Below are 20,907 nucleotides of genomic sequence, written 5' to 3' on the forward strand. Positions count from 1 at the left end.
GACTCCTGCTGCATTGCTGGAGGCCTGCCTCGTTGCCGCATTGAGCGCATAGGAGATGAGCGGCGGCAGCCCCTCCTCACGCACGCTTGGTGGCACTGATAAGAATTCCCAGCTGCGCGTGACCAACCGAAGCTGTGGCTCTCGAGGCCCTAAGACGCGAGCCCAAAAGGCCGCGAGGCTACTCAGTAACGGACGGTTTCGCGTTCATCGGACGCAGCGGCCGTCGCGATCTTTACAGCGATTCGGACGCGGTATTCGATGCCCGCCGTGAGGTCCTCCCACCGACGGAGCTCGCGCTGGCCGGCCAACCAGGCGCCGAAGCCTACGAGCAAGCCGAGCGCGACGGCAGCGGCCGCGATCTCGATCGAGGTCTGCGTCGGCACGCCCTGGAACTCGCCGGGACCTCCCGCGGCCAGGGACGTCACAGCAACTGCCCACGTCACGAAGAACATCGCTGTGAAGGCGGCCGCTATGGACGCCGACGCGTCCAGCAGGCCGAGCACAAACGCCCATCCTCCCCCGATGGGACTCGGCTTCGGAGGGTAGCCCATCAGCAGAGACCGCCGGGCACCTCGCCGGTCGCGGATGCGATCAACAACACACTGCACGAGCGACAGCACCGTGGCAGTCACGACCATGACCGATTCCAAGCCGACCGCGACGAACATCATCGGAGGGACGGGGGTCGCCACCACGCCACCGAAGAACGTCACCAGGAAGCCTGCCCCGCAAAGCAACACCGACGCCGTCTGCAAGGAGTGATCAGACCGGCGCCAGAACCGACGCAGGATCATCCCGACCGCCGTGAGTACCACGAGCTCCAAGACCACACTGACAATCACACTCACCATGACGAGTACCCCCTTTGGCACGGAATAGGAACCCGAACAGGGGACATAGCATGAGGGCGTAGCTGTAGTTTCTCGATCACCCGGCGATAGCCGCCACTCCCCCGGCCCGCTGATCAGTGCGCTGGCCCATCAGCACTTATCAACCCCGGGGCATCTGCACGCCGAGGAGTGGTGCGAGGACGTGCTCCTGGATCTGGTCGTAGAGGTGATTCATCATCTGATGGATTCGGGTGCCGTCCGAGATAGCCGTGTCTGGGCCCATGCACACGTCGAAGTTGACCTGCTCCCACGTCGGGTACTCCCGCTCCGGACCGCCCGAGTAGTCCGTACCTCGGAAGGGGTTGCTGGACGGGAGGCACGGGGTGGCGAAGGGAGTGTCACTCTCGAACACCGGCCGGCCTATGTCGACCTTTACGTTGCCGCGCATCCCGACCGGATGCGTCAGCGCAGACGTCGACGTCACGGCCGTCAGCATCACCGCCGGTCGTCGGTGCGCGTAGAGCTGTCGAAGCTCGTCGAGCACGATCAGCGGGTGATGCGGCCTGTCCTCCTCTGGCGTGTGATACGGCTGCAGCTCCTCGATGATCTGCTGCGACTCAGGAGACATGCCCACGATCTTCTCCCGGGCCGTGGCCTTGGCGCCCCACGGCCTCCTGCTGATCGGGAAGCCGATTGACCGCGGATCCGCGTCCGGGGTGTGCGCCATGGTGAGCTCGTACGCGAGGTAGTCCAGAGACGTCCGCAGCCACATGATCGAGCGCGCGAACAGCTCGGTCCACTCCTCGGGAAGCTCGTCCGATGTGACGAGGATGTCCCGGCCGTCGGCGTCCTCCGCAGCCGTCACGCGTGCTGGTTCCCTCCCGAAGTAGGCGTGCTCCCGCTGGCCGAGCTCGATGAGCGCGACGGCGCCGTCACGAAACGCCTTCGCGGCCGCCCCGTCGCCGAGGTAAGGCGAGATGTCCGACGCGAGCGGGATCGGCCCAACCTCGGGATCCAGGGTCGCCGCGACACTCCCCCCTCCCCCGCGTCTGCGACCGCGCTCCGCCTCGAGTCGCGCCTGCGCCCTCGACGCCTTCGCTTTCCGCCCGCTCATGCCGCCCTCTCTGCTGCGAAGTGACCGCCGTATGGTGCCGTCAAGCATGAGTCTCCCCCGCAATCCCGCGTACGTAAACGGCTCGACCGGTCGCATTCCACCACGAGAGGGAGAAGACTCGCCATATGTGTGGACGCGTCGTAGTGACACGGGCCTCGGGAGATCTCCTGCCCGATCTGCTGGACGGGTTCGATCCGCTGCGGGATGACTTCAACGTCGCGCCGACCCGGGACGTCGCGCTTGTGCGTGAGCGCGAGGGTGAGCGGTCGGTGGTGCCCGTGCATTGGGGGTATGTGCCCGGGTGGGCGAAGGACTTCACGAAGCAGCGGCCGCAGCCGATCAACGCGCGCATCGAGACCAAGTCGGCGTCGCCGATGTTCCGGAAGTCGTTCGCGACAGCGCGAGCGATCATCCCCGCCGCCGGCTACTACGAATGGGTCGTCACGGAGACGGGCAAGCAACCGCACTTCATCCACCAGCCGGACGCGGCCATCGCGATGGCCGGCATCGTCTCCGCCTGGCCGGATCCGGCCAAGGACGAGGACGCCCCGGACAAGTGGCGGCTCTCGATGGCGATCATCACACGGGACGCGCACGTGGCTCCGGGCGAGGTTCACGACCGGATGCCGGCGTGCCTCACCCCGGACGCATATGACGACTGGCTCGGCGATCATCTGCCGGCGAACGACCTGCTCAAGCTCCTCGACCGCGAGTCGCTCCAGGTCGCGCACGACCTCAAGCACTATGAGGTTTCCCGAGACGTGAACAGCGTAAAGAACAACCGCGCTGACCTCATCACTCCCCTCCCCTGACTCAAAACGAATGCGAGAGGCAAACCGCGACCACGAAATGCGCACTGTACGGACCTGGGGCTGTATCGTGGGATTCAGCGCATCGTTACCGCGCTGAATCCGTATGGGGAGGAAATTAGATGGCCCGCAAAGTAGTCACCACGCTCGTTGACGACATCGACGGCACGCAGATCGACGATGGCCAGGGCGAGACCGTCCCCTTCGCGCTCGACGGGGTCAATTACGAGATCGATCTCAGCGACGACAACGCAGCCAAGCTGCGCACCGCGCTCGATGACTACATCGAGAAGGGCCGCCGCGTCGGCCGCGCCACCTCAGGGAAGGCACCCCGCCGCTCGGCCGACTCGAGCCCGAAGCAGGACCTCAGCGCTGCGCGCGAGTGGCTGCGCGAGCACGGCCATAAGGTCTCCGAGCGCGGCCGCATCTCCGCGGATTTGCTCGAGGAGTACCGCGCGAACAGCTAGAGCGAGCTGCACGCACGAGAGGGCAAGCCCGGCACGGGTCGGCCCTCTCGTGCGTCAGTGGGTTAGGCGGCGGTCGACGCCGCCGTGAGCCGGCGCTTGTTCCGTGGGAGCAGGAGCCCGCCGGCGAAGATCATGGCCGCGAACATCACACACGCGAAATCGCACGGGCCGGCGCCGTAGAGGATCTCGGCGGTGAGGCCGGCGAGGCGGCCGCGAGGAGCGTGGTGGCCTCGTAGAGGCCCAGCGCACGCCCGATGCGGGCAAGGCCGGTGGCCTCGGTGAGGACTGCCTGCTCGATCGGCAGAATTGCTGCCAGCGCGGACAGGAGCCAGAGGATGGCAATCGTCACAGGAACCCGCGCAAGCGCCGACCCGCCCACGAACGCGGTGCCGCGGCGACGAGGACGGGCGTGTCTCCGTGCCGCACAGTGAGTCAGTGAGTCAGTGCAGGTGGGCGGTGCGACCACGTAGCGATCCCGCCCGAGAGCGAGATCCAGGCGATGGAGAGCGGACCGACGCAGACCTCGCGCTACAGGCCTAGCACCAAAGGCAATCCGAGGGCAGCCTCCGCCGTGCCGATGACCGTCACCACGGCAAGGAGCGGCCGCAGCCGGCGCCCCATCGCCCGGGGCGTCAACGGGCGGCCCTAGTCGAGTGGCGTCGACTTCGCCCCAGTCCACACCAGTCGCCCGCTCGAGGCGAGCAGCATGCCGGCGACGAGCGCGCGCCCCGCCGCTGCGAAGTGTCGGCGCCTAACCGACGGCTGAGAGCGACGCGGTCGACGGCAGAAGAACGACCCAAAACCCAAGCTCCTCAGCGACATGAGCAGGGCATGTGCGCGCGGATCCGTGCCGTGGCAGGCACAACTGCGCCTAGAGCCCTACGACGAACTCGACGACGCGCCTTCCGCTTTCGTCATCAACAACCCGCCCATGACGCGGCATGCTCACGCAGTGTTCCCCGTCGCGAGCCAGCGACCGCTCCAGCACCCCACTGCCGTCCGACACCGACCGGCTCTCCGGCACAACTGAGAGGTAGACAATTCTTTCCCGAACCTCCGACCGGGTGCTTACAAGTGCATGCACGAATACACCCTTATCGACCGCCCGATCGCCGCCGCGAATAGCGCCCGCATCCCGCAGAAAAACGTTGGCGCCAACGCCGTCGTGAAATGTAGTCACTAATTGCGCGGGTTGTTTATGCTTGCGCTTCCAAGCTAATTCTGGAAGTAAGGGAACGAAGCAACTCAAATCCCGCAGTAGTGTCTCGTCAAATTCTGACGGAGACCTCAATACGGATTCGAATACATCCTTGCCCGCAAGAATGCTTGCACCCCTGATCCAACTCGAGTCATTACCTCCAGCGCTATACGAATCAAATTCCGGATAGTCGATTTGGTACATCTTGTAGGCAAGTGTTTGAGCAAATGATAATATTTCTTCATCTGCCATTTTGGCTAGGCTTCGCTCTAGGCCCCCGATTCTTTTCTGTGAAGCCGTCTTGGGAGCACCTTCTAAGAGGCGCCAGAATTCCGCATCCCGCATTGGCGACTGATGCCGCCCATCAACTATATCCATCGGGTAGTCGGGATCTTGATCCTCGAGCAGAAGCTGAGGAACCACTTCCTCAAGAGCACTCAGCCGAGTCGCATCGACAGCGTTGTCCATAGCAGCGCAAACTCCAGAACCCATACCAACCTCGAACGGTACTGGCTCGGGAGCGGACGCGGTAACGCCGTTCTCACGAACCGCCCGCGAATCACTGTTCGCATATTCAATAACGCAACGTATTACACGTCCCTCCACAAAGACTGGCACGAGTGAAAACTCTGTACATGCACTCACGTTTACTCCTCTACCGGCAACTGTAGCGCTGCCCAGGGGGGCACTTTCCATGTTTGGCCCTGTACGCGCGGATATGAATGTACTCAAGCGTTCGAGCTGCCGTCTTACCCTTCACGGTGTAAAGAATGTCAGACTTGCACTTCCGTTTGGCGTACGACTCACACTTTGACTCTTGTGATTTTGGCCGTACGCCTGGCTTCTGATACGAAATGCCGAACTTATAAGTGTGTTTCACCCCATTTTTCCTGTACGAGATCTCGTAGACCGTGTACTGCTTCTGGCGGAGGTACGGCTTAACCTTTGTTGCGACATAGGGCCTAGGAACAACCCGCGGCTCTGCGCGCGCCTGTCGAAGGGACTTCTGAATCGACTGCGCCGCCATGTAAGTGCCGACCCCCAGCGCGATGGCTCCAATACCGAGCGCAATCCACCCGATTGGTCCAGCCGCCGCTGCCACGGGAATGAAGATAGCCGCAGCAGCCGCCATATTTCCAGTCGTGTCAAACTCGTTTATCGGGTCCGTCGGATATGCGTAGTCATTATCAACCCCGCCCTCCACCGGGTCGACCTCGAGGAATCTGCCCAGAGCAGCAACATACTGTCGCGCTCCCATCTCGATTGTCGAGATGGACCCCTGGTGCTCAGTCAGCTTGCTGTGACTGCCCATCCATCCGTAGTCAGCGCTTCCCGAGAGATTGTCGGGCCCAGCATCATCACCAACCGCTGACCCCAATTCACCCGTTTGCGGGTCAATGACTTGGCCGAACGGATCGTAGGACACGAGCTTCCCTTGGCTGTAGAAGATATCGCCATGGTTGTTTGGATATGACCAGCGCGCCGCGCCGGAGGCAGGCATTGCCACGCTGGCCCCACCGACCAGATCCAAAATACGCTCCAGGACAACAGAACTGCCGTTGAGAACCGCAATCGGCTCATCCGCGAGACCCGAATAGGCATATCGCTGCACCTCGGTTGCGGCGTTGGGCTTTGAGACTTCTCTCTGCACTACACGATCGAGGGCATCACGTGAGTATTTGACGACCGTACCATCTGTCAATGTCGTCTGCAGATGACGATTTGCGGTATCGTATGCGATCTTCTGATCTGCCAGGACGCTTGTATTACCATGCGCGTCGTAGGTCAGATTTGTAGCCGACAGGTTTGCGGCATTGATTGCATTAGCACCCGTTTGCGCATTGGATTGAGTCGTGTTCACCAATCGATCTGCGCGATCGTAGCAATAGCTCGTGGCCGAGGTCCTTGTTCCATCCTTGACGTCTGTGAATGACGTGCGGTTGCCGTTGAGGCCTGCCTTGGGGCTCGCCAAGCAGTTCGCATTTAGGCCATACGCATATGTGAGGTCGTGTCTCGGGATTTGCGCCCGCGTCAGACGACCGGCGGCGTCATACGTGTACGACGAGACGTTCGTCACAGACCCACTAGTTACGGTGTCCTTAATGACCCGACCTGTCTGCGAACGCACAACAGAGTTACTGACTGTGGATCCGTCCTCGAAGCTGTAACTGAGCCCCGTAGAGCGACCCATGGGATCTTTGGCGAGCTTGGTAAGCGATGATCCGTTACCCGCCTTGTCCGCACCTAAGGGGTACATCACTGAAGCGAGCTGGTTGGCTGCATATACGGGATCTGCTATGACTTTGCCGTTGTACGACGTCGTCTCGAGCTGCCCAAATGTGTTATACGTAAACGACTGAGTGGTCGCGTTCAGATCGGGCGTCGTAGTTGTGGAACTCATCACCCGATTACCGGGATCACTGTAAACAATGGAGGATACAGTACCCCAAACGTCCGTGTACTTGACGACCCTCTCGATCAAGTCCGTTTCGGTCGTGATAGTGGCGCCATTAGGTGAACCGTTGACCGACGAGTCTTGAATGGATGATTTCAGGGGATTACCACTCACGGAGGGTGACGTTACGACGGTTCTCTGCGGGTATGAAGCGTTAGCCGCGATGACCTGTTTGACCACGATTCCTCGCGCGTCGTAGGAGGTGCAGGACCAGTCAGAGTCTCCCGTGGTCTTAGTTCCGACCGTTCGTCCCATCAAGTCGTAGACGGACGAGGACGATACCGCCGCCCCTACGCTCGGGGTAGGTGAGGTGACCTGCTTGAGGAACCCGGATTGAGGCGTAGCAGCGGGCAGCCCGCAGACTGCTCCCCCGAATGCGTCTTGCAGGGTCTCGCCGGGCCCATAGTACGAGTAAGTAGTGCCATTGGCTCCGCCTGACCCACCTGATGCGACGCTGGCCGGTAAGGTTCGTGAGGTCTTCCGCAGGAAGCCGGACCCGACTGCCTCGTATGCGGTTTCGGTCCGGAGGTTAAGTCCGTCAGGATCCTCTGTCGTCGCAGTAGGGAAGCCGAGCCAGGGAATTCCGTATGCCGTCTCAGTGACGCTGGATGCCACCTGATTTGGGGCGACACCGCTCACGCCTGCCGGTACAGAGTCATCCACTGTGGTTCGCGACAGAAGGCCGTATCCGGGCGTCAAAGCACTACCTGGCACAGCGACCCGCGCACCTCCTGGTGCGGTCCACGCCAAGGTCAGAACCGAGCTTCCCGTGTCGTTCGTGTACTCAACGCGAATACGCGACTGCTGACCAGCGATGACGTCGACAGATCCAGCATATGACCATCGTGGCGCCCCGTTCTTCCAGTCACTGACTACGAGAACGTCATCGATCCAGACCTGCGCCCCGTCGTCTGCATAGGTGGATATCGCGTATCGTCCGGACGTGGGAAAAGTGATGTACCCAGTCCAACGGGCTGACCACTGATTCGCGTTAATTCCTGCGGTGGGAGCCCCTCCGGCCCAATCTCGATCAAGTCCGCCACCGGCCGCACCTGCACCGAGGCCAAACGCAGCGGGGGCACCGGCCAATCGTGGGTTGTTGAAGTAGTTCGCGCTCAGCCCCACGAGGCCTTGATCGTAGGTGGTACTCGTGTGGGGCGGCTTCTGGGGGCAACTCGACAGGGGTCGTCGATCGGACCCGAAGCACGAGGCGGGAGCGGGCCCGTACTGATCCGTTACTCGATCTTGAGTGTTGTAGAGCGTGGTCGTCTTAAGGCCTTCATCGTTCGTGCTTGACAGCGCCATATCTCGGTCGTTCCACTCCGAATACGACTTCGTTCCTACCACGTCAGAGACTGTGAGTTCGCGATAAGCAGCATCAAATGTGTACGTCTGAGCATGGCCGTTTGAGGGAGCCGCGGTTGGCGGAGTATCGCCCAGCACATCAACATAGGAGACCCCGGCGCCGTAGGAGTACTTCTTGCCCTGACGAAGCGCCGCGGTCAGCCCGTCCGGAGCGGGGAGCGTGATTGACGTGGTCCGCCCCGCCGTGTCATAGGCGATCGCGGTGGTCTGCGCGGCTCGCTGCGGGCGGGAGGTATCCGCAGCCAGCCAGTCGTTCGCGACGGACCCCCGCATACCAGTGAGGCGTCCAGCGACGTACGCGAAATCGACAATCTCATTACCAGGGTCGACTAGGCGCGTGAGGAAGCCGTTCGCGTCGTAGAAGACGCGCGTGGTATCGGGCGTTCCGGCGACGTGCCCAGGGTAAATGATGCGACACAGCATGCCGGCGGGGGGCGGTGTGAATCCACTGCCAGTCGGGATAGGACAAGCCGATCCGTTGGCGTCCCCATCCGTGATCCCTAGCCCCACCTTTGCAACCGTGTCGCCTGCGTAGACGAACTTGATCTGCCGATCGAACGTCGTAGTCGCCGCGCCGGTCCTCTTTGAGAGCGGGTCGGAGATTGTAGACAGCTGCCCGGTCCCAGCACGGTACTCGATGACGGGACTAGTGGGCTTGAGGGCGTCCGAAGCGGGCGTGATCGAGGCGATCTTTCCCGATGGACCGAAAGCGGAGATCACTCCGTCATCCCCAGTGATCGTCACTAGGCCCGCGGCATCTACGGACAGGACCCCGTACTCCCCGTCCGGGGCCTTATACCCACCTTCAGAGACCTTGCTGAAGGTGTGAGTCGTTCCGGACATGTCCGTCACGACGACGCTGGCTTCGTTAACCTGCGCGGAGCTATACTCACCGGAGTCGCCAGCCAGGGCTGTGGAAGCTGACCATCCCCCCGGCAACACCTCAGCGTCGCGGGTGAACCACTCAGCAGGGACGACGAATTCCTTGCCATCGGATGTACGAACCCAAAGCTTCAGGAAGGCGGCGCCAAAGTTCTCGAAGTAGTCGACAGAGATGGGCACGGGGCCGGCTGCTACCTGGCGTGCACTGCCCCATTGAACCGGAGCCGGCCAGTCGTCGGTCCACTGGTCTAGAACAGTCTCTCCGTTAAGCCGCATCCTGGCGCCGTTGTCGCGCTCGAATCCGAAGACATAGGAGTCAGACTTGGGAACGTTGATGAACCCAGTCCACTTTGCCATGAAAGCTTCCGGAGAGAGGCCCGGGCCCGGGGCTCCCATACCCCAGTCGAAGGCGATGGAGGGGTCTACGCGGGTCAGGTTGGGAACTCTCGAGTCGAAGGACCACGATGTCGCTGGTCCCGTAGTCCCGTTGACGTCGTAGTACGCCGCGTTGAGCCCGACTGTGCGGGGCTTTAGCGAGTTGTAGTTGAACGTGAGGCCCATGGGGCCCCCGAGCGTCGAGACGGAGGGCGATTCGAACTGCATGTTCAGATTTCCGTTGGCGAGGTTGACCGTCACTCCCCCGAATTCGTCCTCAGGCGAGGGCCCCGCGTCTGCGATGCGTTGATTGACGGTGAGCTTGTTTACCCAGGTCGCCTCGGCCTTGTCGTAGCTGTCGTTTGTGAGGACGACCCAACTGTATGCGCCGCCGTCCTGGAGAGACCCGGCGGGCACGGACCACGTGGGGTTCGCTTGCCAGCCGGAGCTGATGACGGCACCCGTCTTTCCGTCGGAGCCCGTCGCAATGCGGAACTGGTACGTGACCGGATCACCGTTGGGGTCTGTGGACGTCGACGTGCTGAGCGTGGGCGTGGTCGTAGTGATGACGCTGCCGTTCCCGGGCGTGGCGGAAGTCTGAGCCGGCGTGGGAGCAGGGGCGTTGGTCGTGAAGGACCAGATGGCTGATGAACGCACCGTGGAGGTGCCGAGATGTCCGTCATATCCGTCTCGAACGTAGGCTCGCCAGTAGTACTTGACTCCCGGCTTCAGGGCGTTTGCAGGTACTCGAGCTTCATTAGTACCGATCCAGTCGGAGTCGTATGCTGCATTAGTCCCGCCTGGGTCGGGGTTCTCGCTCACGTAGAACAACCAGTTGAGGCCCGTAGCTTCCGGGTCAGTGCTTCCGACCTTCAGAGTCGGCATGAGGGGCGCTCGGCTGTCCTGAGCAGGGGCTGGAGCCACGGGCTGCCCAGCAGACGGGTATTCCTTCCAGTCCACGAAGAGGGTGTTGTAGACGCCCTTGAAGGTGTATGCACCTGCCTTTTCTGCTCCTGTGGACATGAGGTAGTTTCCCCGGCTGCCATCACGGACCCATTGTGCGATGCGCTGAGAGAGCCCTTCATCCATGGCGTTGCCGCTGCTGCTTATCGGCCACCAGCTGAGGTGGTCACCGGCTCCGTTGTAGTTGAAGGCGGTGGCGTGCTTGACGGTTCCCGTCCACGCCTCGTTCGTGCCCAGGCCGGCGACCTGCCCGTACATCTGCGCTGCTACGACCTGCTTGCCGAACAGCTGCTCGTAGTTGTAGTGCTGCACAGAGCGCCAGTAGCGGTCACCGGAGTCACGTGAGTTGCCGATGCGGGCACGACCGTCGCGGATGACAGTTCCATCACTCTTGAAGGAGTAGACGTCCTCCATGTCCGCCTGCTGCGTGGTGGGGTCGACGTACACCGGGTAGACCCTCTTTGAGTCTGACAACCAGTTACGGTCGGGTCGGAGCTCGATGTTCCACGCGTTTCCGTCTTGGGAGAGCTTCGTGTCGATGGTCTCGAGGGCGGGTTCACTGCGGCCCTTGACACCAGAGGAGTCCCACATCACGGGCGTTGGCATCAGAAGCACGACAGCGTCGTCGGCGTCGAGGAACTCAATGCTTCCGTACTCACCCATGCGCAGCGTCAGACCAGGTGCATCGACTCGCCACGTCCACGAGTCCTCTGCGGCGGCGGGCAGCGAGTCGAGTACAAGGGTCTCCTTGACAGCACCCGGCGTGACCTCGTACTTGAGGTCGACACCGTCAAAGACATCGTTGTACTGAAGCTGGTTGAGCCCCTGCGAGTCGCGCGGCCTGGCGAGACGAGCGAGCTTGCTTGCAGCTGCTCCTTCCAGAGAGAAGCGCACTGCGGTGCCTTGCGCGTTGACAGTCAGAACCCCGGAGTCATCGGCTGTGTTAGAGAAAGTCGGCTCGAGCTCATGCTTGATTGCAGCCGCGCCGCCGCGACCGTCAGCCAGGGTCGTGGTGGAGATCGGCTCCCACTGCCCGTTCACGTCGTAGTTGATGGGCTCGTGGGACAGCTTGGTCGTATGTGTGCCGTCCTTATTGACGTAGGTGTTGCTGAACTCAGCGCTCTCCACCAAGACGCTGGTGTCGGCATCGAAGCTCGTCTGGTCACCTACCGGAGTCGGCTCTGCAGTACCAGGTGCAGGTTCTTCCGTGCTCGGCGACTCCGGCGGCGCCTGGTCGTATGAAGGGGTGGACTGCTCCCCGGGCACATCGAAGTCGCCGCCTGGTACAGCGGGTTCCAAGGTCTCGTAGGGCTCTGACGAGAGAGGGGCGACCTTCATGGGATCCGGAGTCGCTGCCTGGCTGCTCTCCCCCGTGGAAACCAGGAGAGTAGCCGCTAGTGCGAAGGTCACCACTCCAGCGATGGTGGCTCGGCATGCGTTCTGGATCGACTGCGTCACGGTTCTCCCTGCCATGCGCAATCCGACGTCACGCTCAGGAAGTCACAGTAGATGTACACATGATTCTAAGCAGCAGGACCGACACCCCCCAATAGAGGGTGGTGGTGCGCCACAAGGTGCGTTGCCTTCGTGGGTGCCGCTACCGGCGCGATAGGGCCAGGGCCTGGCGGTAGTCGTGTCCTTTGTCGAACTAGCGCCCCGGCGGACGAACGTGTCCGAGTCGTTCGGCGGGCGAAGGACGACCTTTGAGCTAGATGCAGTAGCTCGCCGGCTGCATAAACCGTCGCATCGGTAGCATCGGCGAGGCGTTGATCGCGATCTTGAGTCACCTCCCTGCGGTTAGGCCGTCCGACTTCATGCTGACGAGGCGCCCGCTTCCCGGTTGAGACCTACCCCGACGCGTGGAACGCCAGAGGAAGACGGATCTGGACTCGTCGTAGGAACTCGTTGCTCTCTGCCGTGGCGTGGGTGATGTGGATCAGTGTCGACCTTGTTGCGTCCTCAGCACGGAAGGACGCCGCCGGTCCCTACAGGTCGCTCACTCGGGCTTGACTCCACCGGCCCAGTCCAGAGCTGCGATGATCCGCTCCTCCGCCGGCAGCGCCTGCTGTTCGGCAGCCGGCAGCGTCTCGTATGCGTAGGTCGACACGGCCATCGGCGCCGACGCCTGGCCCAGCGCATACCGGACGGTGTGCTCGTTGCGGCTACCGCAGATCAAGATCCCCACGGTAGGTCGGTGGAAGTCACGCCGCATCTTGTCGTCGACGACGGCGACGTAGAAGCCGAGCTGGCCGGCGAAGGCGAGCTCGAACTTGCCGGTCGTGAGCTCGATGACGACGTAGCGGAGCTGCTCGGTCTGGAAGAAGAGGAGGTCGACGTAGAAGTCGTCGCCGTCGACGTCGAAATGGACCTGACGGCCGACGAACGCGAAGCCGGCACCGAGTTCACGGAGGGTGTCGACGATCCGGTCCATGAGGGCTTGCTCGAGCTCGCGCTCGGAGACCGCGTCGGTGAGGTCGAGGAAGTCGAAGACGTACGGGTCCTTGCCGAGTTCGCGGGCCAGGTCGGAGTCGGCAGGAGCGAGCTGGCCGGCGAAGTTCGTGGGCGGGGCCCCGATCCGCTCGAGCGTTCGGTTCATGATCTGGTTCGTGAGCACGTTGCGCGACCAGCCGTGTTCGGCGGCGCGTGCGGCGTACCAGTCCCGCGCCGCGCGGTCGTCGAGCTTCCCGAGGAGGACGGTGATGTGTCCCCAGGGAAGTTGTCCAACAGCCAGTTGGACAACTTCGGCACGGTCGGGCCATGCCCCCGCGAAGGCGCGCATCTAGAAGAGGTTCGAGCGGGAGAAGCCCTTCATTGCGGGGAACTCGGCTGGGAGATCCTCGGCGAGGCGCGCGACGACTGCACTCCCCCAGCCCTCATCTTCCTGGCGCTCCAGGATCACGTGGCCGATGGATTAGTATAGCTCGATGAGCTGCGTGTTCACCCGACGCTGCGCGGTCAGCTGCGCCGTTCGGACCTGCTGCTTCAGCGTGGCGAGGACGCTGGAGTAGTCGGTCGGCAGCGGCAACATCTCGGACACCGGATCAGGCTAGTCGCCGCGGATCGTTCGGTACGCCTGGCTGCTCACTGCCGGCGGTATGCGTCCCGGATGGCCTTCTCCACCACCGCACGTTGCGTCTGCGGCCCGTCGCCGGTGTCTCGTCCTTCGGAGACGGCACGGTCGATCAGCTCGAGCACGTCGGGTGCGAGCCGGGTGCTGAACGGGATGGCGACCTCGCGGCGGGTGTTGCCACGCGAAGGCGCCGGGGCCGCTGCAGCCACAGGCGTGGACACCGCTGCAGGTACCACCGCGGGGGTAGCTGCAGGAGCGGCGGCCGGCGGGGTGGCTACCTCGGGCTCACGTCGGTAGTCGACAGGGTCGATCCGCTCGTCTGGTGCGGGCTGTGCGCGCCGTCGAGTACGGAGGTCGGCGGGCCGGTCCGGCTGCGTGTCGGTCATCGGATCACCTGGTCGGCGATGGCGCTGTATGCGTCGAGCACGGGGGCCCCTTTCCTGAAGTTTCCGTACCACTCCCCCGTGAGGCGGACCTCTTGGACGATCGCCCGCTGGGGCACGAGAGGGAGAAGGAGCATGCCGGTCTCGCGGAGCTCGTCGATGCTCGCGACTGCGGGCCGGGACATGATCGTGTCGCTCACTCCCCCGACGACGATGCCTGCTTCTTGGAGCGTGACGGGTGCTCCGATGCGTGCGCGGCTGTGTCGGAACTGCTCGACCGTCCGTCGGGCACCGCTGACGCCGTCGATCCCATCGCTGGTCGCCGTGGACGCGTAGACGACGGTGTCGGCGGCATTCAGCGCGGCCAGGGTCAGGGGTCCGCCCTGACGATTGGGGCAGTCGATGACGACGAGGTCGGCTTGGACATCCTCGAGGGACGTCCGCAGTCGGAGCTCGGCGTGGTCGGCACGGTCCGCCTCGCGATTGGAGACGTTGCGCGCCGAGGGAATGACACGGAGGCGGTCCGACCATGTGGTCGATACGGCGATGTCCTCAGCCCATCCCTCGGGGTTCTCGTCACCGAGGATCGCTCCCACATGCAGTCCCTCTTCGGTGGGCGCTACGTCCAGCCATTTCGTCGACGCGGCGCGGGGGTCGAGGTCCACGAGGAGCGTGCGCAGACCTCGCGTCGCAGCGATCATCGCGAGCGACACTGCTGTGGTGGTCTTCGAGACGCCGCCGGACTCGCTGTACACCATGACAGTTTGCATGCAAGCAAGTATGCCTGCTTCGTTGGCAGCCTGCAAGCAAGCAGCCATGCCAGCGTTTATGTTTGCAGACATGCATGCAGGCCCACATGCATGCAAGCCATAACGCACACTTTCATGCCGTCTGGCTTGCATGCAAGCACGCAAGTACCCGCGCAGTGCTCACCAGAGCGCTCGTGGGGTCAATCCTTGGTCCTTTCGGGTACTTGCATGCATGCATGCATCCACATGGGCATTGGGGGAGCGGCGCTGGTGAGCTCGCTTGCGCACCTCACATCGGAGCCGCCGACAGCTCATCTAGCCGTACTTCGCGCGGATCGCGGCACTCGTCGGGCAAGCAGCAGCGCTCCTGGCGCGTGGAATCAGAAGTTGCTGTCCTGGATCCCCAAGCAAACCCTCGTCGCTTGAGCTTCCTCGCGAGGGAGCCACTCGAAGTCATACCGGCCGGTCCTCGACCTTTCGGCAGCGACATCGACTTCCAGGTATCCGGATTGGATCTCCTGCAGGGCGAGGTACGGCTCGTAATCCTCCTGGGACCGCTCGCGGGTCCCGTCCTCCCAAACGACGATGTACCAGATCCACCATTTCCACTGCCGGTCGAACAGGCCGTGATACTTCCCCAGCACAGTCGCGACGTGCCCGGCCCGGGCACCATCACGGGACAGGACACCGACGCCGCCGTCGAAGGGCTCGAACGCCGCGTCAGGGACAGGGGGGAACATGGAGCGCACGGACTCACCGTATCCACGGGCGAGCCTCATTCCACAGGTCGACTCAGCACGGGCACCTATCGTCGTCAGCGTGGGGTACCTGATGACTGACGACCGCGTGCAGCGGATCCGCGAGGAGCCGGAGCGCGTCGCGTACGACGGCCACGTGCTGATCGTGCAGGCGTCGGAGCGCCTGTCCCGACTTGAGCTGTTCGAGCGTCGGGCGGAGCTCGAGGTGGTTCTCGGCGACGAGGTGGTGGCGTACATCGCCCGCGACTCCGTGGAGCAACGGCTGTTCTGGTCCGCGCGCATGTTCGACGTCGGGATCCTCGGGTTCGGCTCGAACACACTCATAGCCGGCCTTCGTGCCGCCCTCGGGACACGATGAGCATCTTCGGGCTCCCGACCGCGATCGTCGTGATCGTCATCGCGATCATCTGCGTGATCGGCACGATTCTGTGCATCCGCCAAGGCTCAATCGAGGGCGGGCTCGGGGCACTGATCCTTCTGGTCGCCGCAGTCTTCTTCGGCGGATGGGGCTACATCGCAATCGACGCTCTGGTCAACGGATACCCGGGCCCATGAGGAGACGCCCGCGATGAGCGAGAAGCCCACACAACCCGGCATAGCAATCGGGGGAGGGGTCGTGTTCATCCTGTTCGGCCTCTGGGCCCTCATCGACGGCATCGCCGATCCCAGCGGGCGGAGCAAGGGCGGCATGCCCGTGTTCGTGTTCGTCGGTGTCTTCTTCGCCTGCGGGATCGCCATGATCGTCATCGGCCTGCGGTCGCGGCGCCGGCAGCGCTAACCGGCTCGATGCCTGTCTGCTGACCGACGGAGCGCAAGGGGGATCGACCCTCAACAGCCGCCTCGCGGCAGTGTGGCCCCCCTGGCTCTGAGGGGCCTCCTGCTCCGCCGCCACACGGCGGGGTCGCTCTCGGGCGTCTGATCGCCGGTGACGCTTTGATCGACCTCGCTCAGGTCTTCGGCCACCGTCGCGAGCTGCCGGAAGTTCACCGCAGCGGTGTGGCTCCCGTGCCGCCACGTCTACTTCGTGATCAACGGCTCCTTGCTGCCGAGGACGATGGTCATGGCCTCGCGCCGGTCGTTCTCGATCATCTGCTGCACGATGCGGTCGGCCGTGGTCTCGTCCGCGTCGATGACGTAGACCGGGATCGTGGCCACGCCTGCCTCGCGCGCTCCGAGGGTGCGGCGCTGCCCGGCACGCACGAGCACGTTCCCGTGCTCATCCCGTCGCGCCAGCACCGGCGTGATGAAGCCGCGGGCCCTGATGCTCTGGATGAATTCGACGGTCAGCGCCGCGCTGGGTCGTACATTCGCCTCGATGACCAGAGTGGTCGGGTCGACGTGCTCGATGACCCCGCTGGTAGTGGTGGTGTTCTCAATGATGCTCATGGGTTCCCTCTCCGCTTCAATCGATATTTTTGCCTGTACGGCGAGAGAATCGATAGAGAGCGGGAGTGCCGGAGTGCACGAGAAGTCGGGCGAAATAAGGGGGCTTGCGACCGCGTCCGACTTGTTGGGCACGCAGGCGCGGAGCGAACTACGATGACCGGCCGGACAGACGAAAAAACAGGCGGTCAGTGCCGCGCAGCGGCTCCCGGGGCCGCCACGGCCTCACCCGCCGGCACCGCCGGCGCTAGAGCACCGCACTGGTGCGCGAGACGGGACTCGAACCGCCCAGAACAGGGGCCACGCGATAGCGATCCCTGCTTTCAGCTACACCGTATCGTCGATAGCATTTGCGCATGGCATCATCCGCGGCCCAGCAAGCTCAGCAGGCACAGCAGACCCACCTTGCACAGCAAACCCACCTTGCACAGCAGACCGGACAAAGCATTTCGAATCCTAAAATGTTTTGGTCGGCGGTCGTCACTGCTCTTCTGACCGCTGTGGCGGGCGTGTTCGTTTGGCTAATACCGGAGCAGTCCGGGGAACTCGCCGCAGCCTTTGGCGCGGGCTTGGCAACAACGTGCTTGATCATCTCCCCCGAAACACCCGGACGATTCGTTGCGGCTGCGATCGGAATCTTGATCCCTCTGTACTGGCAAGTCTTGAAGGCCGGACTGAGGCTCGTCAATTGGGACGAGCCTGTCATCGAATCTGCAAAAGCATTTGGCGTCGCATCACACGACATCGAGATCTGCCTACTCATTGTGGCCGTCGTCGTCGCGCTCATCGGCCTCTGGGGAAAGCCGCGGTACACCCGCTGACCGCCTAGGCAGCCTCGCCAAGGTACTGCCAACGGGCCTCGGGGTTGAGGGCGCCGTCGAGGACGAGCGCTCGAGCTGCACGATGGTCGGCGCGGGTCGCCGAACGGGGGTAGCGGGGCCAGACGCGCTCGCCCGCGGTCGGCGCCGCGAACAGGGGTCGGCTCAACACGGTGGGGCGTCGGGGTCGGGCTCGGGGAGCGGTGTGCATCGTCGTGAGCTCGGCGTTCCACCAGGCCCAGACCTCCCGCTCCGCTTGGTACCGGTGCGCACGGTCGACGAGGAGCCCCAGAACGTCGAGCGCGCGGGCAGCAGCATCGCGGAGATCGCGTACGGCTCGGGCCCATCCGTGTCTGTGTGTCTTGATCAGGCGGTGTCGGCGGAGCCTGCCGAGGATCGTGGCCGTGTGACGACTGCTGACTCCGAGGATCCGCGCCGCGCTGTCGACGGTGAGGGCAGTGTGCTGGCCGAGGGTCGCGTAGAGCCTGCCGGCGAGGTGGCCAAGGCCCGGGCGGGTGAACAGGTCGTGCCTCTGGTCGGTGAGCTCGTGCTCGAGGAGAGCGACGAGCTCGGCGCGATGTGCGAACAATTCGGTCGGGGGGCGGGGGTTATCGAGTGGTTGTGACCCAACCACACCGTGTGCTGTGGAAACTCGCCAGGTCACCCGCCATTCGGCGGCGTTACCGGCGTCGGCCGCGGTGACGCGGGCAACGAATCCGGCGTCCGTGAGGGCCTGGAGGGCCCGCTGCGCGGTGCTGCGGCCGAGGCCTGCCATGAGGGCGAGATCCCGGATCGAGGCCGCCACGGTCTGCTTCCCGGTCTGGAGCGTGAGGTAGACGAGCGCGGTGAGGATCGAGCGCCGGGAGGCGTCGGCCTCGGAGCGTCCCCACCTGCCGGGGGTGACCCGGAAGGAGGTGAGGATGGCGTCGACGTCGGCAACGATCGCCGCTAGCTCCGTGAGGTCCTGCGGCTCGCGGCGGGCCGGGAGGGGCCGCTGTACGGCCGCGAACTGCTGGGCCTTGGCCCACTGCCGCTCCAGGCGATCGCGTGCCTCGGAGGCGCTGCGGGCGCGGCGGCCGCCGCGGCCGGTGTTCTTGGTGCGGTAGTGCTCCATGCCCGGCGCCGTCCGGGCGGCGTGCTCAACGTCGCCGAGGGTCCAGCCGGCGTTCGCGGCCGCCAGGAGGCACATGAAGCCCGTCCACGACGGGTTCCCGCCGCCGTCGATCGTGGCCATGTGCGCAGCTCCCGCACGGCTGAGTTCGCGGTGCGCGCGGTGGCGGACGTCGACGGGGCCCGACGGGGCGCTGTCGGCGGCGCGCGGCGCCGGCGCCCGCTCGAGCAGCAGCGCGGTCAGCGCGTCCAGATCTGCCGTCGACGTCGACGGCGCCAGGAGCGCGGCGACATCGCCGGCGAGCACGCGCGAGCTGGTGCCGTCGCGGTGCGGGGACAGCGGGGGACGAGCGGAGCCCTCGGCCGGGTTGCGGAGCATCCCGTGGTCCAGCGTGCGGAAGCACGCGTACGCGGCCGCAGCGAGGGCGCCGACCTGGGCAGCCTGGGCGCCACCAGCCACGGCGACCCACACATGGCGGCCGCCGGTACTGGAGGAGCGACAGAGCACGTGCGCGATGCCGAGCTCGTCGAGCGTGCGGGAGAGCACCCCGGCTTGGTCCTGGGCCTGTTCCATCAGCTCGGGGACGACGCCGGTGCTGTCCTTGCCGTCGAAGTCGAAGCACAGCAGCCGGTACCGACCAGCGGCGTCCGCGAGACGGATCGCCCACGGCGTCGACGGCGCCACGGGGCCGAGCGGGTGAAGCCGGGGGTAGCTGTTGCTGTCCAGCCGGCCGTAGGCGTCGCGGATCATCGCGCGCACCTGGTCGCGTGGACTCAGGCGGCGCGTCAGTTCCCACGCGGAGTCGACGGACGGCGACACGCCGATGGTCTTCTCAGGTCGTGGTTCTGGCGCTTGCGGGCGCGATGAAGCTACTATGACGACATCTCCTCTGGAGGTATGGCAAAGCCCCGGTTGGTAGCCGGTAGGTATGTGCTGGAGCTCGGACCCGTGGTTGGTAGCCGGTAGGTAGGTCAGAGCTACGAATCTTCGAGAGCCCGTCGTTGGTAGCGACGGGCTCTCATTCGTTAAGTCGTCGTCGTGTCGGCCTCCTCGGAAGCGGTCGCGGGGGAGAGCACGGGCAGTGCTCCCAAGTCGGTGCGCAGCTGTGCTGCGAGTCGCTCGAGGTAGAGCGACATCGAGAGGTTGCCGGAGGCCTCGGCGGCTGCCTGGAAGGCGGCCTCGGTCTCGGGTGCCAGTCGGATCTTGCGGGGGACGGCGATCTCGCCGGTGGGACGGCGGTTGCGTCGGGTGCCGGCGTGGATGCTCGTCATGTCGCAAGCCTGGCGATTAAGGGGTCCACTAAGTCGGAGGCGGGTGGCCGTGTCGCCGAATCCGTAGGCAGATTCCGTGGCGTGTTCGGCGACAACCCGATGTTCGTGGGTTATGCTCGCGGACATAGAGAGACCTCCTGTGAAGGCTGGTGGATCTGGATTAGCTCGAACCTCGGCGCCGGCAAGCAGTGAGGGTGAGAGCTACAACACGTGCAGGAGCCCGTCGCGGAAGCGGCGGGCTCCTTCGTTTTAGGCGACGTCCGCGATGGGCAGCTCCTGACGTGTGGGGATGACTGCGGGAGGGTTGGCGACGAGCTCGGGCATGCCGAGGTTCTGGGCGAGCAGTGCGGCGATGTAGTCACTGACGCTCATGCCGCGCATGTCGGCTTGTGCCTTGACGGCCTCGCCGAGGGGCGCGGGGACCCGGGAGAGGAGCGCCTGACGGTCGCCCTTCGCGGGTCGTCCTCCGTGGTGTCGCTGTGCAGCCATGTCTCGGACAGTAGTGGTGGCCTGATTCAGAAACAGGTCACTTCGGCGGCGTGTCTGATCCGAGTCGCGCGACACGCGGCATCTCCGATGACACGCTGCGGGCGTCCACCGTGGCGAGTACGAGATCCTCATCTTCCTCGGCGCGTGGTGGTCGGTGTAGCCGGAGCTCGCCGTCAATGTGGACGTCGACGCCGGCGCTGAGGTCGAGCAGGACCGAGACGGCGAGGGATCCGCGGCAGACGACTTCGCAGCACGCCTGGGGGAGTGGCACAAAGGTGCGGCCCGCGGTGTCGGCGTACGTGAACGTCGCCGCGAGCTCGCCGCCGTCCGTGTCCGCGAGCACGGGCCCGTCCACGATCGTCCCGTGCATCCGAACCCGCATGGCCCCTCCTCCTCTATTGGTACTTTATATACCAG

Annotated in this window: 20 protein-coding genes and 1 pseudogene; 6 read left to right on the forward strand and 15 right to left on the reverse strand. The window is 64.2% G+C overall.

Annotation, left to right across the window (positions count from 1 at the left end):
* Positions 1–182: 182 nt before the first annotated feature.
* Positions 183–851, reverse strand: a complete 669-nt coding sequence (locus FGD68_RS15320; RefSeq protein WP_119372109.1) for a hypothetical protein — start codon at positions 849–851, stop codon at positions 183–185.
* Positions 852–990: 139 nt separating this feature from the next.
* Complete coding sequence (locus FGD68_RS15325; protein ID WP_119372110.1) at positions 991–1,992, reverse strand: hypothetical protein; 1,002 nt, start codon at positions 1,990–1,992, stop codon at positions 991–993.
* A gap of 77 nt (positions 1,993–2,069) precedes the next feature.
* Between FGD68_RS15325 and FGD68_RS15330 the strand changes: the two genes are divergently transcribed.
* Together FGD68_RS15330 and FGD68_RS15335 are read left to right on the forward strand one after the other, a co-directional pair.
* Positions 2,070–2,756 carry an SOS response-associated peptidase gene (locus FGD68_RS15330; protein WP_119372111.1) on the forward strand — a complete coding sequence of 229 codons (687 nt, stop codon included), beginning with the start codon at positions 2,070–2,072 and terminating at the stop codon, positions 2,754–2,756.
* Between the two features lie 119 nt (positions 2,757–2,875).
* Positions 2,876–3,220, forward strand: coding sequence for a histone-like nucleoid-structuring protein Lsr2 (locus FGD68_RS15335; protein WP_119372112.1), 345 nt, complete (start codon positions 2,876–2,878; stop codon positions 3,218–3,220).
* Between the two features lie 145 nt (positions 3,221–3,365).
* On the opposite strand, the gene FGD68_RS15340 is transcribed toward FGD68_RS15335, so the two are convergent.
* The 8 genes and pseudogenes from FGD68_RS15340 to FGD68_RS15370 all read right to left on the reverse strand — a co-directional run bounded on the left by FGD68_RS15340 (position 3,366) and on the right by FGD68_RS15370 (position 15,409).
* Complete coding sequence (locus FGD68_RS15340) at positions 3,366–3,569, reverse strand: hypothetical protein (protein ID WP_147361586.1); 204 nt, start codon at positions 3,567–3,569, stop codon at positions 3,366–3,368.
* A 522-nt stretch (positions 3,570–4,091) separates the two neighbouring features.
* Complete coding sequence (locus tag FGD68_RS15345; RefSeq protein ID WP_182480856.1) at positions 4,092–4,886, reverse strand: DUF4240 domain-containing protein; 795 nt, start codon at positions 4,884–4,886, stop codon at positions 4,092–4,094.
* 187 nt (positions 4,887–5,073) lie between these two features.
* Positions 5,074–11,916 (reverse strand): PA14 domain-containing protein, encoded by a 6,843-nt coding sequence (locus FGD68_RS15350; protein WP_182480857.1) that lies wholly within the window; start codon positions 11,914–11,916, stop codon positions 5,074–5,076.
* A 538-nt stretch (positions 11,917–12,454) separates the two neighbouring features.
* Positions 12,455–13,366, reverse strand: a pseudogene (locus tag FGD68_RS15355) (PDDEXK nuclease domain-containing protein).
* Between the two features lie 3 nt (positions 13,367–13,369).
* Entirely contained in the window at positions 13,370–13,495 is a 126-nt protein-coding gene (locus tag FGD68_RS15530) for a hypothetical protein (RefSeq protein WP_259336059.1), read from the reverse strand.
* A 44-nt stretch (positions 13,496–13,539) separates the two neighbouring features.
* Entirely contained in the window at positions 13,540–13,914 is a 375-nt protein-coding gene (locus tag FGD68_RS15360; RefSeq protein WP_147361570.1) for a hypothetical protein, read from the reverse strand.
* Positions 13,911–14,669, reverse strand: coding sequence for a ParA family protein (locus tag FGD68_RS15365; protein ID WP_237610041.1), 759 nt, complete (start codon positions 14,667–14,669; stop codon positions 13,911–13,913). The genes FGD68_RS15360 and FGD68_RS15365 overlap by 4 nt, the downstream gene beginning before the upstream one ends.
* A 371-nt stretch (positions 14,670–15,040) precedes the next feature.
* Positions 15,041–15,409, reverse strand: a complete 369-nt coding sequence (locus FGD68_RS15370) for a hypothetical protein (protein ID WP_147361571.1) — start codon at positions 15,407–15,409, stop codon at positions 15,041–15,043.
* A gap of 82 nt (positions 15,410–15,491) precedes the next feature.
* Here FGD68_RS15370 and FGD68_RS15375 point away from each other — a divergent pair, with 82 nt between their 5' ends.
* The 3 genes from FGD68_RS15375 to FGD68_RS15385 are packed head-to-tail and all read left to right on the forward strand — an operon-like array spanning position 15,492 to position 16,196.
* The gene (locus FGD68_RS15375) at positions 15,492–15,776 is read left to right on the forward strand and encodes a hypothetical protein (protein ID WP_237610042.1); all 285 of its coding nucleotides are present in this window, start codon (positions 15,492–15,494) and stop codon (positions 15,774–15,776) included.
* Entirely contained in the window at positions 15,773–15,973 is a 201-nt protein-coding gene (locus FGD68_RS15380; protein ID WP_119372056.1) for a hypothetical protein, read from the forward strand. The genes FGD68_RS15375 and FGD68_RS15380 overlap by 4 nt, the downstream gene beginning before the upstream one ends.
* A gap of 13 nt (positions 15,974–15,986) precedes the next feature.
* A complete protein-coding gene (locus FGD68_RS15385; protein ID WP_147361572.1) occupies positions 15,987–16,196 on the forward strand; it encodes a hypothetical protein in 210 nt (69 codons plus the stop codon).
* 239 nt (positions 16,197–16,435) lie between these two features.
* On the opposite strand, the gene FGD68_RS15390 is transcribed toward FGD68_RS15385, so the two are convergent.
* A complete protein-coding gene (locus FGD68_RS15390) occupies positions 16,436–16,804 on the reverse strand; it encodes a ParB/RepB/Spo0J family partition protein (protein ID WP_119372057.1) in 369 nt (122 codons plus the stop codon).
* 353 nt (positions 16,805–17,157) lie between these two features.
* Between FGD68_RS15390 and FGD68_RS15395 the strand changes: the two genes are divergently transcribed.
* Positions 17,158–17,622, forward strand: coding sequence for a hypothetical protein (locus FGD68_RS15395; RefSeq protein WP_147361573.1), 465 nt, complete (start codon positions 17,158–17,160; stop codon positions 17,620–17,622).
* Between the two features lie 4 nt (positions 17,623–17,626).
* Here the strand turns inward: FGD68_RS15395 and FGD68_RS15400 are convergent, their stop codons facing one another.
* The 4 genes from FGD68_RS15400 to FGD68_RS15415 all read right to left on the reverse strand — a co-directional run bounded on the left by FGD68_RS15400 (position 17,627) and on the right by FGD68_RS15415 (position 20,872).
* Positions 17,627–19,480 carry a helix-turn-helix domain-containing protein gene (locus tag FGD68_RS15400; protein ID WP_237610043.1) on the reverse strand — a complete coding sequence of 618 codons (1,854 nt, stop codon included), beginning with the start codon at positions 19,478–19,480 and terminating at the stop codon, positions 17,627–17,629.
* 275 nt (positions 19,481–19,755) lie between these two features.
* A complete protein-coding gene (locus FGD68_RS15405; RefSeq protein ID WP_086505275.1) occupies positions 19,756–20,001 on the reverse strand; it encodes a hypothetical protein in 246 nt (81 codons plus the stop codon).
* Between the two features lie 249 nt (positions 20,002–20,250).
* Positions 20,251–20,490, reverse strand: a complete 240-nt coding sequence (locus FGD68_RS15410; protein WP_043588201.1) for a hypothetical protein — start codon at positions 20,488–20,490, stop codon at positions 20,251–20,253.
* 37 nt (positions 20,491–20,527) lie between these two features.
* Positions 20,528–20,872 carry a hypothetical protein gene (locus FGD68_RS15415; protein ID WP_182480848.1) on the reverse strand — a complete coding sequence of 115 codons (345 nt, stop codon included), beginning with the start codon at positions 20,870–20,872 and terminating at the stop codon, positions 20,528–20,530.
* Positions 20,873–20,907 lie beyond the last annotated feature (35 nt).

It is taken from the genome of Clavibacter californiensis (assembly GCF_021952865.1).
GTDB lineage: Bacteria > Actinomycetota > Actinomycetes > Actinomycetales > Microbacteriaceae > Clavibacter > Clavibacter californiensis.

Excerpts from the sequence above, each read along its gene's own strand:
- FGD68_RS15325 (WP_119372110.1), bottom strand. The coding sequence starts at position 1,992 with ATGCTTGACGGCACCATACGGCGGTCACTTCGCAGCAGAGAGGGCGGC.
- FGD68_RS15410 (WP_043588201.1), bottom strand. The coding sequence starts at position 20,490 with ATGGCTGCACAGCGACACCACGGAGGACGACCCGCGAAGGGCGACCGT.
- FGD68_RS15330 (WP_119372111.1), top strand. The coding sequence starts at position 2,070 with ATGTGTGGACGCGTCGTAGTGACACGGGCCTCGGGAGATCTCCTGCCC.
- FGD68_RS15335 (WP_119372112.1), top strand. The coding sequence starts at position 2,876 with ATGGCCCGCAAAGTAGTCACCACGCTCGTTGACGACATCGACGGCACG.
- FGD68_RS15405 (WP_086505275.1), bottom strand. The coding sequence starts at position 20,001 with ATGACGAGCATCCACGCCGGCACCCGACGCAACCGCCGTCCCACCGGC.
- FGD68_RS15415 (WP_182480848.1), bottom strand. The coding sequence starts at position 20,872 with ATGCGGGTTCGGATGCACGGGACGATCGTGGACGGGCCCGTGCTCGCG.
- FGD68_RS15395 (WP_147361573.1), top strand. The coding sequence starts at position 17,158 with ATGGCATCATCCGCGGCCCAGCAAGCTCAGCAGGCACAGCAGACCCAC.
- FGD68_RS15385 (WP_147361572.1), top strand. The coding sequence starts at position 15,987 with ATGAGCGAGAAGCCCACACAACCCGGCATAGCAATCGGGGGAGGGGTC.
- FGD68_RS15375 (WP_237610042.1), top strand. The coding sequence starts at position 15,492 with ATGACTGACGACCGCGTGCAGCGGATCCGCGAGGAGCCGGAGCGCGTC.
- FGD68_RS15345 (WP_182480856.1), bottom strand. The coding sequence starts at position 4,886 with ATGGACAACGCTGTCGATGCGACTCGGCTGAGTGCTCTTGAGGAAGTG.
- FGD68_RS15320 (WP_119372109.1), bottom strand. The coding sequence starts at position 851 with ATGGTGAGTGTGATTGTCAGTGTGGTCTTGGAGCTCGTGGTACTCACG.
- FGD68_RS15360 (WP_147361570.1), bottom strand. The coding sequence starts at position 13,914 with ATGACCGACACGCAGCCGGACCGGCCCGCCGACCTCCGTACTCGACGG.
- FGD68_RS15365 (WP_237610041.1), bottom strand. The coding sequence starts at position 14,669 with ATGGTGTACAGCGAGTCCGGCGGCGTCTCGAAGACCACCACAGCAGTG.
- FGD68_RS15400 (WP_237610043.1), bottom strand. The coding sequence starts at position 19,480 with ATGATCCGCGACGCCTACGGCCGGCTGGACAGCAACAGCTACCCCCGG.
- FGD68_RS15380 (WP_119372056.1), top strand. The coding sequence starts at position 15,773 with ATGAGCATCTTCGGGCTCCCGACCGCGATCGTCGTGATCGTCATCGCG.
- FGD68_RS15390 (WP_119372057.1), bottom strand. The coding sequence starts at position 16,804 with ATGAGCATCATTGAGAACACCACCACTACCAGCGGGGTCATCGAGCAC.